11 protein-coding genes are annotated in these 13703 nt (G+C 63.5%); 5 read left to right on the top strand and 6 right to left on the bottom strand.

Annotation, left to right across the window (positions count from 1 at the left end):
• Window positions 1-888, top strand: an 888-nt coding sequence (locus ASE71_RS18470; RefSeq protein ID WP_244497374.1) for a polysaccharide deacetylase, incomplete at its 5' end; no start/stop codon positions are given.
• Window positions 889-909: 21 nt separating this feature from the next.
• Here the strand turns inward: ASE71_RS18470 and sbmA are convergent.
• The 5 genes from sbmA to ASE71_RS18495 form a co-directional block, all read right to left on the bottom strand.
• The gene (gene sbmA / locus ASE71_RS18475; RefSeq protein WP_060518958.1) at window positions 910-2169 is read right to left on the bottom strand and encodes a peptide antibiotic transporter SbmA; all 1260 of its coding nucleotides are present in this window, start codon (window positions 2167-2169) and stop codon (window positions 910-912) included.
• Between the two features lie 154 nt (window positions 2170-2323).
• A complete protein-coding gene (locus ASE71_RS18480; RefSeq protein ID WP_164475054.1) occupies window positions 2324-3523 on the bottom strand; it encodes an MFS transporter in 1200 nt (399 codons plus the stop codon).
• Window positions 3524-3737: 214 nt separating this feature from the next.
• Complete coding sequence (gene map / locus ASE71_RS18485; RefSeq protein WP_034788960.1) at window positions 3738-4487, bottom strand: type I methionyl aminopeptidase; 750 nt, start codon at window positions 4485-4487, stop codon at window positions 3738-3740.
• A gap of 101 nt (window positions 4488-4588) precedes the next feature.
• Window positions 4589-5647 (bottom strand): LLM class flavin-dependent oxidoreductase, encoded by a 1059-nt coding sequence (locus ASE71_RS18490; RefSeq protein WP_060518795.1) that lies wholly within the window; start codon window positions 5645-5647, stop codon window positions 4589-4591.
• Window positions 5648-5753: 106 nt separating this feature from the next.
• Window positions 5754-6449 (bottom strand): TetR/AcrR family transcriptional regulator C-terminal domain-containing protein, encoded by a 696-nt coding sequence (locus tag ASE71_RS18495; RefSeq protein ID WP_060518797.1) that lies wholly within the window; start codon window positions 6447-6449, stop codon window positions 5754-5756.
• 196 nt (window positions 6450-6645) lie between these two features.
• On the opposite strand from ASE71_RS18495, the gene ASE71_RS18500 reads away from it, so the two are divergent.
• The gene (locus tag ASE71_RS18500) at window positions 6646-7134 is read left to right on the top strand and encodes a RidA family protein (RefSeq protein ID WP_060518799.1); all 489 of its coding nucleotides are present in this window, start codon (window positions 6646-6648) and stop codon (window positions 7132-7134) included.
• A gap of 70 nt (window positions 7135-7204) precedes the next feature.
• Here ASE71_RS18500 and glpK read toward each other — a convergent pair whose 3' ends face one another.
• Entirely contained in the window at window positions 7205-8692 is a 1488-nt protein-coding gene (gene glpK, locus ASE71_RS18505) for a glycerol kinase GlpK (RefSeq protein ID WP_060518801.1), read from the bottom strand.
• Window positions 8693-8946: 254 nt separating this feature from the next.
• On the opposite strand from glpK, the gene ASE71_RS18510 reads away from it, so the two are divergent.
• The 3 genes from ASE71_RS18510 to xdhB all read left to right on the top strand — a co-directional run bounded on the left by ASE71_RS18510 (window position 8947) and on the right by xdhB (window position 13692).
• A complete protein-coding gene (locus ASE71_RS18510) occupies window positions 8947-9723 on the top strand; it encodes a 3-hydroxybutyrate dehydrogenase (RefSeq protein WP_060518803.1) in 777 nt (258 codons plus the stop codon).
• A gap of 154 nt (window positions 9724-9877) precedes the next feature.
• A complete protein-coding gene (xdhA, locus tag ASE71_RS18515; protein ID WP_060518962.1) occupies window positions 9878-11353 on the top strand; it encodes a xanthine dehydrogenase small subunit in 1476 nt (491 codons plus the stop codon).
• A 2-nt stretch (window positions 11354-11355) separates the two neighbouring features.
• Entirely contained in the window at window positions 11356-13692 is a 2337-nt protein-coding gene (gene xdhB, locus ASE71_RS18520) for a xanthine dehydrogenase molybdopterin binding subunit (RefSeq protein WP_060518805.1), read from the top strand.
• Window positions 13693-13703: the final 11 nt, after the last annotated feature.

Raw genomic sequence — 13703 nt, forward strand, 5'->3', positions numbered from 1 at the left:
GGCGCGCATGACAACGCGCTTTGGGAAAAAAGCCTGGCGATGGCCAAGCGCACCGGTGCGCATTTCACCTATTTCCTCTCCTGCACCTTTCTGATGACCCGGGCGGACGGCAAGACGCTCTACAAGCCGCCAGGCCAGAAGGCAGGCCGCTCGAATGTCGGATTCGCGCAGAGCCGTGAAGAGATCGCGGCCCGCGCCGGCCACATCTGGCAGGCCCATCTCGACGGCCACGACATCGCCAGCCACGCCTGCGGCCACTTCGACGGCAAGGGCTGGAGCAAAGCCGACTGGCAAAGCGAGTTTTCGACCTTCAACGCGGCGCTCAAGGACGCCTGGAAGAAGGCGGACAAGCCCGAGGCCGAGCCGGCAGGCTGGGCCGAATTCGCCGCGACCGGGATCAAGGGATTCCGCGCCCCCTATCTGTCCTTGAGCGACGGCCTGCTGCCGGCACTCAAGGCGGACAACTTCACCTATGACGCAAGCCTGGTGACCAAGGGCCCGGGCTGGCCGACGGAAAAGGACGGGATGCCCCGCTTCGGCCTGCCGCTGATCCCCGAAGGACCATCGCAGCGCCCCGTCATCGGCATGGACTACAATCTCTTCGTCCGCCATTCGATGGGCGTCGAGAACAAGAAGGACAGCGCCCGTTTCGAGGAGCGCACGTACGAGGCCTACAAAAAAGCCTTCGACCGCGAATATGCGGGCGACCGCATCCCCCTGCAGCTCGGCTTCCATTTCGTCGAAATGAACGGCGGCGCCTATTGGCGCGCGCTTGACCGCCTGCTGAGCGAAGTCTGCGGCAAGGCGGACGTCGCCTGCGTCAGCTACGCCCAGGCGCTGCCGCTGATCGAGCAGGCAAAAAAGAAGGCGGGTCGAACCGCCTTCTGATTGCTATGCGTTCGGCCAAGCTCAGGCCAGTTCCTCTTCACCACCGACCTCGATGAACTTCTGATCGATATGCGGCAGCGGCTCTTCGTCGATCGTCGCCTCGAACGCGCGCAGGCGCTTGTAGATCGACAGGAGCTCGACGATCGTCGGCCAGGAAGAAACCAGATACTGGAACGACGAGGTGACCTGGCCGAAGGCGCCGGAGATTTGGTTCAGCGCGCCAAGCGTGATCTTACCGGCGATAATCGACGGCGCCAGGATCAGCAGCGAAAAGATGTTGTTGATCTGCAGGTAGAAGATGCGGGCGATGTTGAAATAGAGATAGTGGAAGTACAGCCGGAAATAGTTGCGGCGCACGTTCTCGAAAAGGTCGGCAACGGTCGGCGGCTGGGCGCGATCGGCGTGATCTTCGCCATAGACCAGTTCCTTGCGGTAGGCCGCCTCGACGCGCTGGTTGCGGAACTCAAGCCCCGGCAATTTGATACCGACGACAGCCAGGAACACGGTGCCGAACAGCGACCAGAGCACCGCGGCGGTGACCAGCGGATAGGGAATGGCGCCGACGATCGGCAGTTCGGTGACGTTTGCGGACAGCCGGATCAACACCGGCGTAAACGCGATCAGCGTCATCACGCTGTCAATCAGGCTGACGCCGAGACCTTCCACGGTCGTGGAAAAGCGCATCGTGTCTTCCTGCACACGCTGCGAGGCGCCTTCGATATGGCGCAGCTTGCCCCAATGGGCCATGTAGTACTCGTTCATCGCGGTGCGCCACCGGAAGATATAGTGGCTAACGAAGAAGCGCGTCATGACGGCCACGGCCACGGCGACGAGCGCGATCGCGAGGAAGGTGGCGATTTCGCCGTAGAACTCTTCCGCTGTGACGACCTTTGACTTGGAAACCGCCGCCTGGATCAGGTCCCAGAACGGCCCATACCAGTTGTTGATGGCGACGCTGACCTGCACCTGAAAATAGGTGACGAACAGAATGAGGGCGGATCCGAGGATCGACCAATTCTGCCAGCGATGCGGTGAGTAGACGTACCAGAACGCCGCAAATATCCCCGTGACCAGCGCGAAATAGATGTAGAACCAGAGGAAGGCCGGAGACCAGAAGGCGGAAATGCCGACGATCGGCGGCGCGTCGGACGGCAAAGGCGGCATGCCGAAGACTGCGCCCAGTTGCTCGCCTTCCCCATACCAGAAGGCGATGGCAACCAGCGACCAGACGACAAAGGAAATGAAGAAGAGCTTCGGCTTCGGAAAGAAGGATAGGAACAAGTGCGGCACTCTCGTTTCGGTGGAGACGAACAACTCGCCTCCCGAAGCGCCGAAACTAGGGCAAAGCGCCGTCGTCAACAATCGGGTAATGTAAACGTTACTGTTATTTCATCCAGGCGAGCGCCGGTGCCGGAGGGTCTTTTTTCGCCGCCGCTCAGGTCCTCAAAGCCTGTGAAATCCGCTTCAACTCGACGACAATGACCCCACCGCACAGGAAAAGTACGGCAGCCGCGATCAAGGTTGGTGCGGCGAAGCTGCCGGTGTGCTCCGCAAGCCAGCCGGCGACCAGCGGACCGACGATTTGCCCAATACCGAAAGCAGCCGTCATCAAAGCAAGCGCCTTGCGCGGGCTCTCGGGCGCCAGCTTCCGGCCGATCTGCAGGCCATAGGCAGTGATCATCATGAAGGTTGCGCCGAGCATCAGGCCGCCGGCAAGCGGCGCGTAGGGCAAAGGCAGGCTGACCGTCAGCACCAGCCCGACCGCCTCGACCAGAAGGCCGATCGCGTAGACACCGGCAAGACCGAAGCGCGGCACGGCAAAGCGCCAGAGATAGACGGAGAGCGCTGCGGCAAGCCCCGTCAGCAGCCAGGCGAGAAATTCGATGCTGTGGCCGCCGCTCGGATCACGCGCCATGGTGACGAGGAAGGTTGCGGTGATCACGTAGCCGAACCCGAAGAGCGCATAGGTGAACGTCACTACGGTCAGCGGCCGCGTCCAGCGCAGCGGCCTTTCGCGCACCGGACCAGAACCGGACGAAGGAACGCCGGGAAGAAGTGCGGCAACCACGATCGTCCCGACCAATCCGACCAGCGCGCCGGTAAACCAGTCGCCCATGGAGGTCGTCAGGCCGGCGTGACCCGCGATCGGGTTCGCCCAGACGCAAAGCGATGAAAACGCGATGCCGAGGCCGACGCCGCCAAAGTGGACGGCCGGCACGTGTTCCGAGCGCGCAAGCACGCCATGGCCGAGCACGATGCCGGAGATGAAGATCATCGCAAAGGCGCTGGCAAGGCCGGCGAGGAAACGGATCAGCGCCAGCACGACGACGGAGGACGAGAGGCCCATGGCCGCCAGCAGAGCCGTCGTGGCGACGAGCGAGAAAAGCCCGATCCGCCGCTCGTGCCCATGGGCCCAGCCATAGGCCGCAAGAATGGCGCCGGCGAGATAGCCGACGAAATTGGCCGAGGCGATGAGCCCGGCATCACCCGGCGACAGGCCGAGATCCACCATCATCGCCGGCAGGATCGGCGTATAGGAGAAGCGTCCGAAGCCCATGGCAACAGCCATGGCGATGGCACCGGCGGTTGCCGTGGCGGAGATGTTGGTCTGCAGCGGTCGGTCGAGCGTGGTCATATCATTTTATTGCGCCGCAACACGACGCACGACAAACGACAATAATTGAAGGATCTATTGAAGAAATCGAACGATCGCCGATTTCAATGGCTTAGACCAATCACCGGAAAGGTGAGATGCACCACATCACGGCGGCAGATCATGCATCGCGGCGATGGAGCAAAAAATCGTCTGGAGGACGACGGAGGCTGCAGGCCGCCGCCGTATTCCCGGTTCAGCCCGGTAGTGTCACCACCAGCGGCCCGCCGCGGGTGACGACAACTGTGTGCTCATACTGCACCGTCGGCGCGCGCGGGTCGCTGTAGAGCGTCCAGTCGTCGTTGCCGCCCTCGGCCCATTGCGCGCCCATCGACAGGAAGGGTTCGACGGTGAAGACCATGCCGTCGGTCATCCGGCGACGTTCGCGCGGATCCGGCCAGGTGGCGATCTCGGTCGGCTCCTCGTGCAGCGAGCGGCCGATGCCGTGGCTGGCGAGATTGGTGACAAGCGAATAGCGGTTCTTGCGGGCGAAGTCGCCGATCGCATTGCCGATGGCAGCCAGCGGCTGGTCCGGACGCACCTGCTTCAGACCGACCCACATCGCCCGCTTGCCATCGCGGCAAAGCCGGTCGATCGCGGCGGTGACCGGCGGTACCGGGAACGAGGCGCCGGTATCGGCAAAGATGCCGTCCTTTTCGGCCGAGACGTCGATGTTGACGAGATCGCCGGCCTTGATCACGCGGTTGCCGGGAATGCCGTGGGCGATTTCCTCGTTGACGCTGATGCATGTGGCACCAGGAAACTGGTAGCAAAGCTCCGGCGCCGAGCGTGCGCCGGCCTCTTCCAGTACCTTGCGGCCGATCGCATCGAGTTCCGCAGTGGTAATGCCGGGCTCGAGCGCCTCGCCCATCGTCTGCAGGGCATTGGCGCAGATGCGGCCGATTTCCTTCAGCCGCAGCAGATCTTCTTCGTTGTTGAGGGTCATCCGTGTCTCGCTTTCGCGCTCACATGTAGCGTGTCGCAACGCGTTATGCCAGCGTAGAGCGGGACGACCGGAGCCGGGCCCCAGCCCCGGTCGTCGAATGGTCAGACGGAGGCCGCCGCTGCTGCCCTTTCCTCGGCCAACGCCTGGCGCACGAGCGGCGCCACCCTGGTGCCGTAGAGTTCGATGCCGCGCATGATCTGGTCGTGCGGCATCGGACCGATCGCCATCTGCAGCAGGAAGCGATCGTTACGGAACAGCTTCCAGTTCTCGACGATCTTCTCGGCCACCGTTTCCGGATCACCGAGGAAGAGGTTGCCGGAGGGGCTGCGCGCCTGGTCGAAATGCGCCCGGTTCGTCGGTCCCCAGCCGCGCTCGCGGCCGATGCGGTTCATCACTTCCGCCTGCGGCCCGTAGAACTGGTCGGCGGCAAGATCGGTCGTATCGGCGATGAAACCGTGCACGTTGATGCTGGTTTTCAGCTTTGCCGGATCCTGACCGGCGCGGCGCGCGGCCTCGCGGTAGAGGTCGAAGAGCGGCGCAAACCGGCGCGGCTCGCCGCCGATGATCGCAAGCGCCACCGGCAGGCCGAGCGCGCCGGCGCGCGCTACCGATTGCGGCGTGCCGCCAACGGCGATCCAGAGCGGCAGCACCTCCTGCAGCGGCCGCGGATAGACGCCGCGATCATGGATCGCCGGCCGCATCTCGCCGGCCCACGAGACCTTTTCGCTTTCGCGCAGCGCCATCAGGAGGTCGAGCTTTTCGGCAAAGAGCTGGTCGTAGTCATCGAGCGACTGGCCGAAGAGCGGGAAGGATTCGATGAACGACCCGCGACCGGCCATGATCTCGGCGCGGCCGCCCGAGATCAGATCAAGGGTCGAGAATTGCTGGAAGACGCGTACGGGATCGTCCGAGCTCAACACCGTGACGGCACTGGTCAGCCGGATATTCTTCGTTTTTGCCGCTGCGGCCGCGAGGATGACCGCCGGCGCGGAGGCCGCGTAGTCAGGCCGATGGTGTTCGCCGAGCCCGAAAACATCGAGGCCAACCTGATCTGCAAGCTCGATTTCCTCGAGAAGGTTCTTGAGGCGACGCTGGCCCTCCCTGCCCTTGTGATCCGCGTTCGGATCGACATCCGCAAATGTGTAAAGCCCGAGTTCCATGAGGTCTGTCCTTTTTCTGTTTGCACAACAGATAGTTGGCGCACACATGAGCAGCAAATGCGCATCCGGGAAACGCTGTGTTTCCCGGATGCATACGAACGAGACCTTACCCTCTGGGTAGACCGTCAAGCAGGACATCGAGGCCCTTCCGGAACGTGCCATCCCAATCGCTGTCCAGGAGCAGGCGCGTGCGCTCGATCGTCGGATAGCGTTCGCTGAGCGCCGAGAGGCGCTTCTGTCCGGCAGCCTGGTCGGCGTGCGAAAGCGCGAAGCTCGCCCGGGTGACGGTGGCGCCGAGCACGTAGTTCCAGAGCGACCAGATCGCGACATTCATGTCCGCGTCGGCAACGCCGGCTCTCGACAGCACCTCGCTCATGGTTTCCAGACGGCCGAGTACATTCGCGCCGAGCGCCCGGCGCGGCAGCAGCGACGCCGACCAGGGATGGCGCAGCATGATTGCGCGCCAGTCTTCGAGCATGTGAACCACATCCCTGCGCCAGTCCTCGGGCTCGATCCTTTGCGGGGGGGCGCGATAGGCAAACACCGCATCGAGCGCCAGGTCGAAGACCTCCTCCTTGTTGGCGACATGCCAATAGAGGCTCATGACGCCCGCACCGAGACGGTCGGCGAGACGGCGCATCTTCAAGCCGTCGATACCCTCGGCGTCCAGCAATTCGACCGCGGTCGCCACGATGCGCTCCAGAGACAGGGACGGCTCGCCGCCCGGCTTCTTCCCGGCCTGGGCTGCCGACTCTACCCGCTGGGAGCGTTTGCCCTGCCCGCCGTTCACTTTCGCCGCCATGCGTCTTCCTTGCTGATTGGAGTGTCGATTTACGCCGACAACGCGCCGCATGTCGATCCTGAACGATTGACTCGTACGGCGTACGATGTAAATGAATCGTACGCCGTACGAGTCAATAGCAAGAGCGACGGCGAAAGGTCAAACCTGCAGGCCTGCAAGCGGCATCGCGCGCAGACCTCGGAGACGAGAGAACACCATGTCACGCGCAATCAGACATCTCATGATCGGAGGACTCATCATCATGACTACGGGCGTTTCCACGGCGGCCACAGCGAGCGAGCAGGCGGCCAAGCTGACGGTCGTCAACCCCAAGAACCTCTACGACCCGACGCCGCATGGCTACAGCACCGCGGTGATCGTGCCTGCCGGGGCACGGGTGGCCTACATTTCAGGACAGGGCGGCCAGGATAGCACCGGCGGCCTGTCTCCCGACTTCGCGGTTCAGGTCAAGCAGGCCTATGCCAATCTGGGCGCAGCGCTCAAGGGGCTCGGCGCAAGGCCGGACCAGGTCGCCAAGCTCACCATCTTCGTGGTCGACCACGACATGTCCAAGCTCGAGGTCCTGACCGGCAGCGTCAAGGAAATGTTCGGCGCGACGCTGCCGGCGCAGACACTGGTACCCGTGCCCAAGCTGGCGGTCGACGGCATGCTGTTCGAGGTGGAAGCGGTCGCTGTCATCGACTGACGGCGGCCCGGAAGGCAGAGTATGGTCGGGAGAAACGGACGCGCGGCGAAAATCGCTGCTCGCCCGGCTCTTAGCTCAGCGTCCTTTTGACCGCGTTGCGCCAACCCTTGAACTTGGCCTTACGCGTCTTTTCGTCCATGGCGGGCTCGAAGCGGCGGTCGCGTGCCCAGGACTTGGCAAAGTCTTCCTGCTTCGGCCAGACGCCGGCGCGGCTGCCGGCAAGCCAGGCGACGCCGAGCGCGGTCGTTTCCAGGATGACGGGCCGATCGACCGGCGCGTCGAGCAGGTCGGAAAGCCGCTGCATCGTCCAGTCGGAGGCAACCATGCCGCCGTCGACGCGCAGAACCGTCTCCTTGCCGTTGTTGCGCCAGTCCTTGTGCATCGCCTCAAGCAAGTCGCGCGTCTGGTAACAGACGGCTTCGAGTGCCGCGCGGGCAAACTCCGCCGGACCGGTGTTGCGGGTCATGCCGAAGATCGCGCCGCGCGCGTCCGGATCCCAATGCGGCGCGCCGAGCCCGGTGAAGGCCGGCACGAGATAGACGTCCTGCGTCGGATCGGCGCTTGCGGCAAGCGTCCCGGTATCGGGCGCAGCCTTGATCACCTTCAGCCCGTCGCGCAGCCATTGCACCGCAGCACCCGCGACGAAGATTGAGCCTTCGAGCGCATAGGTGGTTTCGCCATCAAGCTTGTAGGCAATGGTGGTGAGCAACCGGTTCTTCGAACGCACCATGTCCTTGCCGGTGTTGAGCAGTGCGAAGCAGCCGGTGCCATAGGTGGATTTCAACATGCCCGGCTTGAAGCAGGCCTGGCCGATGGTCGCCGCCTGCTGGTCGCCGGCAACGCCGAGGATCGGGATCGCCGCACCGAAAAGTGCGGTATCGGTAACGCCGAAATCGGCGGCGCAATCCTTGACCTCGGGCAGCATGGCGCGCGGCACCTTGAGGATCTTCAGAAGCTCATCGTCCCAGGCATTTTCGGCGATGTTATAGAGCAGCGTGCGCGAGGCGTTGGTCGCGTCGGTCACGAAGGATTTGCCGCCGGTCAGCCGCCAGATGAGGAAGGTATCGATGGTGCCGAAGCAGAGTTCGCCCTTGGCGGCGCGGGCCTGCGCCCTGTCGATGTTGGTCAGCAGCCAGTTGAGCTTGGTGCCGGAGAAATAGGGATCGAGCAGCAGGCCCGTCTTCCGGGTGAAGGTCTTTTCCAGCCCCTGCTTCTTCAGCCGATCACAATAGGAGGCGGTGCGACGGTCCTGCCAGACGATGGCGTTGTGAATGGGATTGCCGGTCTCGCGATCCCAGACGACGACTGTCTCGCGCTGGTTGGTGATGCCGATCGCCGAAAGGTCGCCGGCCTTGATGCCGGCCTTGGCGATAGCGTCCTCAACCGTCGAAAGCACCGTCTGCCAGATTTCCTCGGGATCGTGTTCGACCCACCCGGATTTCGGAAAATACTGCTTGAATTCCTTGTGGCTGGCCCCGGCGATCTGCTGCTGACCGTCGAAGATGATCGCCCGGCTCGAGGTCGTACCCTGATCGATCGCGAGAATATATCCGCCCATATGCCCCTCCCCGGCCACACGCATGTTTGTTCACCCGGCCTTGAAGGCGGGATCTCATTTCGAAAACTTCAATACGATGGCAAAACGAATGTCAAACGAAAACAAAACGCAACCGTCGACTTCGCCATTCCCCTCCTCAACTCTGCGGTCCGCAACCCAAAAACACAATTGTCAGCGCCGGCGTTTTCCGCGTAGGCTGGCGCTGTTGCGCCGCAACAAAGCAGTGCGCGGCGCCACAAAGGGAGAGAGCAGCAATGACGAAAACAGCGGTCATCACCGGTTCGACGAGCGGCATCGGGCTTGCGATCGCCAAGGCCTTCGCCAAGGGTGGCGCCAATATCGTGCTGAACGGCTTCGGTAGCCCGGACGAAATCAAGAAGGCGACGGACGAGGTCAGCGCGCTGACGACAGGAACGGTCGTCTATCATGCTGCCGACATGACGAAGCCAGCCGAGATCGCCGATCTGATCGCCACGGCGACGACCCGCTTCGGCGGCGTCGATATCCTCGTCAACAATGCCGGTATCCAATATGTCGAGAAGGTCGAGGATTTCCCGATCGAGCAATGGGACCGCATCATCGCGATCAACCTCTCCTCCTCCTTCCACACGATCCGCGCCGCTATTCCCGGCATGAAGGCGAAAGGCTGGGGCCGCATCATCAACATCGCCTCGGCCCATGGCCTCGTCGCCTCGCCCTTTAAGGCGGCCTATGTGGCGGCGAAGCACGGCGTGCTCGGCCTGACGAAGACCGTGGCGCTCGAAGTGGCCGAAAGCGGAATCACCGCGAACTCGATCTGCCCGGGCTACGTGCTGACGCCACTCGTCGAAAAGCAGATCCCCGATCAAGCCCGCACCCGCGGCATCACCGAGCAGCAGGTGATCAACGACGTGATGCTGAAGGGGCAGCCGACGAAGAAGTTCATCACCGTCGAACAGGTCGCAGCCCTTGCCGTCTATCTCGCCGGCGACGACGCGGCACAGATCACCGGCACCCATGTGTCGATGGACGGCGGTTGGACGGCGCAGTAACGGCCGACATCCGTCAAGTGGTCGGCAGCGCGGACCGGATGCCCCCGCGCTGCCCGCATGGCGTGCAAAAGTCCGCCCAGCCCTTTGCTTTTCTGCATAACCACCTAAGATCAAAGTGATTTCAGGACGTATGCAGCAGCAGGGAATGAATGGCATGCCCCAACCGACCGGTTCAATCAGCTTCATCCTCAACGACCGCGAGGTCGCTCTTTCCGACATCGCACCGACAACGACGCTGCTCGACTATCTGCGGCTGGAACGCCGGCTGACCGGCACCAAGGAAGGTTGTGCGGAGGGCGACTGCGGCGCCTGCACCGTGCTGGTCGGGCGGCTGGTCAGCGACCGGCTCGTCTATGAAAGCGTCAACGCCTGCATCCGTTTCCTCGGCTCGCTGCAGGCAACCCATGTCGTCACCGTCGAGCATCTCGCCGGTCAGGATGGCACGCTGCATCCGGTGCAGCAGGCGATGGTCGATTTTCACGGCTCGCAATGCGGCTTCTGCACGCCCGGCTTCGTCATGTCGCTCTATGGCCTGTGGCTTGGCAACGACAGCCCCAGCCGCGCCGATATCGAAAAGGCGCTGCAGGGCAATCTCTGTCGCTGCACCGGTTATGAGACGATCGTGCGCGCGGCCGAAGCGGCGGCAGAGGCGCGCCCCTCCAACATCTTCGATCCGATCACCAGGGAGCGGGAAACGATCACCATCAGGCTGAAGGCGCTGGCACCGACGGAAACGATCACACTCCGCCAGGGCGAAAATTGTCTGATCGTGCCGGCCGACGGCAGTGGCCTGGCGGAAGCGCTCGCCGACCATCCCGGGGGGACGGTCGTTGCCGGCTCCACCGATGTCGGCCTCTGGGTGACGAAGCAGATGCGGACGATCAACCCGGTGATCTTCATCAACGGAATCACCGAATTGCAGCAGATCGAGGAAACCGCGGACGGTCTGATTATCGGCGCCGGCGTCAGCTACACCATGGCCTATGCCGCCCTCGCCAAGACGTTTCTCGGGCTCGGTCCGCTGATCAACCGCATCGGCGGCGAACAGGTGCGCAACATGGGCACGATCGGCGGCAATATCGCTAACGGCTCACCGATCGGCGACAGTCCGCCGCCCCTGATCGTGCTTGGCGCGACGGTGACCCTGCGCTCGACCGCCGGTCGGCGGACGTTGCCGCTCGAATCCTTCTTCATCGCTTATGGCAAGCAGGATCGCCAACCCGGCGAATTCGTCGAAAGCATCTTCGTGCCGCGCCTGCCGGCGGGCGATCTCTTTGCCGCCTACAAGATCTCCAAGCGCCGCGACGAAGATATCTCCGCGCTGCTTGGCGCGTTCCGTCTATCGGTGGATGGCGGCATCGTCCGCTCCGCCCGCATCGCCTTCGGCGGCATGGCCGCGACGCCCAAGCGCGCCAGCAACGTCGAGGCGGCGCTGATCGGCAAGCCATGGACCGAGGAAACGGTCCGCGCCGCGCAAGCCGCCTTCGAGACCGACTACCAGCCGCTCACCGACTGGCGGGCAACGAGCGACTACCGCATGCTTGCGGCGAAGAACCTTCTGATGCGTTTCTTCCTGGAAAGCGGCGGCGAGCCGGCGCAACTGGTTCGCTTTGCTGCGGGAGGCCGATAATCATGGACAAATCCACCTTCGAGGAACGCAAGACGATCCGCGGCGAGATGCATGTTTCCCAGCGTCACGACAGCGCCCACAAGCATGTCTCCGGCACCGCCGACTACATCGACGACATGCCCGAGCCGGCGGGCACGCTGCATGGCGCGCTTGGCATGACCGACCGGGCGCATGCGGATATCACCGCCATGGACCTTTCGGCCGTCGCCGCCGTGCCCGGTGTCATGCTGGTGCTGACCGCCAAGGACATGCCGCATTCCAACGACATCAGCCCGAGCCACCTGCATGACGAGCCGGTGCTTGCCGATGGCCTCGTGCAGTTTCATGGCCAGCCGGCCTTCGCCGTGATTGCAGAAACCCGTGACATCGCCCGTCGGGCGGCAAGGTTCGCCAAGATCACCTATCGCGACCTGCCGCATTTCACCGACATTCTCGATGCCGTCGCCCATGGCGGGCAGTTGGTCACCCAGCCGCTCACCCTGCAGCGCGGCGATGCCGAGGCGGAGCTGGAAAAGGCGCCACGGCGGCTCAAAGGCAGCATGCGCATCGGCGGACAGGAGCATTTCTACCTCGAAGGCCATATCGCCCTTGCCGTTCCCGGCGAGGACGACGAGGTCACCGTCTGGTCCTCGACCCAGCATCCGAGCGAGATCCAGCACATGGTCTCGCACGTGCTCGGCGTGCCCTCCAATGCGGTGACCGTGAACGTGCGCCGCATGGGTGGTGGCTTCGGCGGCAAGGAAACGCAAGGAAACCAGTTCGCAGCCCTTGCCGCGGTCGCGGCGAAGAAGCTCAACCGCGCCGTCAAGTTCCGCCCGGATCGCGACGAGGACATGACGGCAACCGGCAAGCGCCACGACTTCCTGGTCGATTACGACGTCGGCTTCGACGACGAGGGTCGCATCCATGCGGTCCATGCCAACTACGCGGCGCGCTGCGGCTACTCGTCGGACCTCTCCGGCCCGGTCACAGACCGCGCGCTGTTCCATGCGGACAGCTCCTATTTCTATCCGCATGTGAAGCTCACCTCACAGCCGCTGAAGACCAACACCGTCTCCAACACCGCTTATCGTGGCTTCGGCGGCCCGCAAGGCATGGTCGGCGGCGAGCGCATCATCGAGGAAATCGCCTACCAGCTCGGCAAGGATCCGCTCGAAATCCGCAAGCTGAATTTCTATGGCGACAAGGGCTCCGGCCGCGATGTCACGCCCTACCATCAGCAGGTCGAAGACAACATCATCGCGCAGATCGTCGCGGAGCTGGAAGAAAGCGCCGACTATCAGGCGCGCCGTCAGGCGATCCTCGCGTTCAATCGGGAAAGCCGCGTCATCCGCAAGGGCATCGCGCTGACGCCGGTGAAGTTCGGCATCTCCTTCACCATGACCGCCTTCAACCAGGCGGGCGCGCTTGTGCATATTTACCAGGACGGCTCGATCCACCTCAACCACGGTGGCACCGAGATGGGCCAGGGCCTCTACATCAAGGTCGCGCAGGTGATCGCCGACAGCTTCCAGGTCGACCTCGACCGCGTTCGCATCACGGCGACGACGACCGGCAAGGTGCCGAACACGTCGGCGACCGCCGCCTCTTCGGGCTCTGACTTGAACGGCATGGCCGCCTTCGACGCCGCGCGCCAGATCAAGGACCGTCTCGTCGGTTTCGCCTGCGAGCGCTGGCAGACGACGCCCGAGAATGTCAGCTTCGTCGCCAACCACGTGAAGATCGGCGAGGAGCTGATCCCCTTCCCTGAATTCATCAAGCAGGCCTATATGGGCCGTATCCAGCTTTCGGCCGCCGGCTACTACAAGACGCCGAAGATCCACTGGGATCGCGCCAGCGGCCGCGGCACACCCTTCTATTACTTCGCCTATGGCGCTGCGGTTTCGGAGGTTTCGATCGACACGCTGACCGGCGAATACATGGTCGACCGGGTCGACGTGCTGCACGACGTCGGCCGTTCGCTCAATCCGGCGATCGACCTCGGTCAGATCGAGGGCGGCTTCGTGCAAGGGATGGGCTGGCTGACGACGGAAGAGCTCTGGTGGGACGACAAGGGACGGCTTCGCACGCACGCCCCCTCCACCTACAAGATCCCGCTTGCCTCCGACCGGCCGAAGATCTTCAACGTCAAGCTTGCCGAATGGTCGAGCAACGCCGAGAAGACCATTGGCCGCTCCAAGGCGGTGGGAGAGCCGCCCTTCATGCTGCCGATCTCGGTTCTGGAAGCCCTGTCGATGGCGGTGGCGAGTGTCGCCGACTACCGCGAGTGCCCGCGGCTCGATGCTCCGGCAACACCGGAGCGTGTGCTGATGGCCGTCGAGCGTCTGCGCAATCGCTGACGGCCATCACG

Origin of the sequence: Ensifer sp. Root954, from assembly GCF_001429005.1 — a bacterium.
Taxonomy (GTDB): Bacteria; Pseudomonadota; Alphaproteobacteria; order Rhizobiales; family Rhizobiaceae; genus Ensifer; species Ensifer adhaerens.

Excerpts from the sequence above, each read along its gene's own strand:
- xdhA (WP_060518962.1), top strand. The coding sequence starts at position 9,878 with ATGCCCCAACCGACCGGTTCAATCAGCTTCATCCTCAACGACCGCGAG.
- ASE71_RS18495 (WP_060518797.1), bottom strand. The coding sequence starts at position 6,449 with ATGGCGGCGAAAGTGAACGGCGGGCAGGGCAAACGCTCCCAGCGGGTA.
- ASE71_RS18510 (WP_060518803.1), top strand. The coding sequence starts at position 8,947 with ATGACGAAAACAGCGGTCATCACCGGTTCGACGAGCGGCATCGGGCTT.
- ASE71_RS18500 (WP_060518799.1), top strand. The coding sequence starts at position 6,646 with ATGTCACGCGCAATCAGACATCTCATGATCGGAGGACTCATCATCATG.
- xdhB (WP_060518805.1), top strand. The coding sequence starts at position 11,356 with ATGGACAAATCCACCTTCGAGGAACGCAAGACGATCCGCGGCGAGATG.
- glpK (WP_060518801.1), bottom strand. The coding sequence starts at position 8,692 with ATGGGCGGATATATTCTCGCGATCGATCAGGGTACGACCTCGAGCCGG.
- map (WP_034788960.1), bottom strand. The coding sequence starts at position 4,487 with ATGACCCTCAACAACGAAGAAGATCTGCTGCGGCTGAAGGAAATCGGC.
- ASE71_RS18490 (WP_060518795.1), bottom strand. The coding sequence starts at position 5,647 with ATGGAACTCGGGCTTTACACATTTGCGGATGTCGATCCGAACGCGGAT.
- ASE71_RS18480 (WP_164475054.1), bottom strand. The coding sequence starts at position 3,523 with ATGACCACGCTCGACCGACCGCTGCAGACCAACATCTCCGCCACGGCA.